Origin of the sequence: Prochlorococcus sp. MIT 1303 (assembly GCF_001631965.1) — a bacterium.
Classification (GTDB): domain Bacteria; phylum Cyanobacteriota; class Cyanobacteriia; order PCC-6307; family Cyanobiaceae; genus Prochlorococcus; species Prochlorococcus marinus_D.
The window spans coordinates 1-1,320 of record NZ_LVHK01000016.1 but is presented as its reverse complement, the minus strand read 5'-3'; the positions used below and the strand labels follow the sequence as shown (position 1 = coordinate 1,320).

The 1,320-nt window shown below is 34.8% G+C and carries 1 protein-coding gene; it reads right to left on the bottom strand.

Annotated features, from left to right (window positions below; genetic code table 11):
* Nucleotides 1–208: 208 nt before the first annotated feature.
* Nucleotides 209–1,000 (bottom strand): ABC transporter ATP-binding protein, encoded by a 792-nt coding sequence (locus tag PMIT1303_RS00445; RefSeq protein ID WP_063397074.1) that lies wholly within the window; start codon nucleotides 998–1,000, stop codon nucleotides 209–211.
* Nucleotides 1,001–1,320: the final 320 nt, after the last annotated feature.

Below are 1,320 nucleotides of genomic sequence, written 5' to 3'. Positions count from 1 at the left end.
TATGTTACGCTGGCAGATAATCCTAGCAATCTTTATTATAAGCTTATTGATTGTATTGATCATGAAGTGATTATTTAAATTCTTGATCTAATTTACTTAAATATCCTAATTATTTATTCAAAATCTAATAATATTGGTTACTTATTTTTTCGGCAAAAACTTAGTTCTATAAAACTCGCTCTTTGAGTGGCCATTTAGTGTTTTCAAATTACCCTGGTATGACTTGATAATATCCATTGACAAAAATAATTTCTAGTGGTGTTTCATATAGATTTCCTAGTGGTTCTGATTGTAGTAGATCATTAGGTGCGCCATCCCGAATGATTTCTCCTTTCTTTAGGAATATGACTCGTTGCATTTCCTCTACTATATCTTCAACACGATGTGTTATTAAAATTATCGTTGTTCTGCCTTTACACAACATGCGAATACATGCCAGTAACTGGTGTCGTGATTTCAGATCGAGTCCATTTGTGGGTTCATCCAATACCAATATTTCCGGCTTGTGTATCATTGCTCTGGCAATTAATAAACGACGTTTTTCTCCATCTGATAATTGACCGAATGGTCTCGAATATATCTTTTGCAATCCTAGCTCTGACATTAGCTTCTGCACTTTTTTGATCTCTTCCTCTTTTTGTATACGGTTAATGTTAATTCCTATTGACCCATAAAATCCAGATAAAACTACATCCTTAGCTCTAATAAAGTCTTGGGTGCGTACCTCCAGGTCAGTCGAAACCACTCCAATACGTGAACGTAGCTGATTGACTTTAATTGTTTGATCTCCGAAGATACTTATCATAGAATCGGTTTTGACTATGGGATATATATTGCGACTGATTAATTTTACAAGTGCTGTTTTACCAGATCCATTAGGACCTAAGATTGCCGTGTTTTCTCCTTGAATTAATCTTAATGTTAGGTTTCTGAAAACCTGGGTAGGTCCAAGCCAGGCCTCTACGTTCTTTATGACTAGCCATGGTGTTTCGCCTGTCATTAGCTTAAGAGCAGAATTTTTACAATTCCTAGGCATGTATATTATTATCTTTCTTTCTATACAGTCAAGCAACTGCTGACTTGATTATAAATATGCAATAACTAACTTTTGACTCATGCTTCTTGCTCTCTCCTGTTAGTCATATATCCCATAATGTAAATAACCTAGCATTTAACAGATCATACCTTTTCCTTCTTTTCATAGTCAATTGTTCATTAATATTCCATCCAATATTTTCAGCCTTCAGAATATATTTCATGATGTCTTTCCTAATCCTAGTAGCTTTATCCATGCCCCTTTAACGGCTTACCCGTGTGTTA

What these genes read in the sequence shown, in the direction of transcription:
- PMIT1303_RS00445 (WP_063397074.1), bottom strand. Translation starts at nt 1,000, where the DNA reads ATGACAGGCGAAACACCATGGCTAGTCATAAAGAACGTAGAGGCCTGG.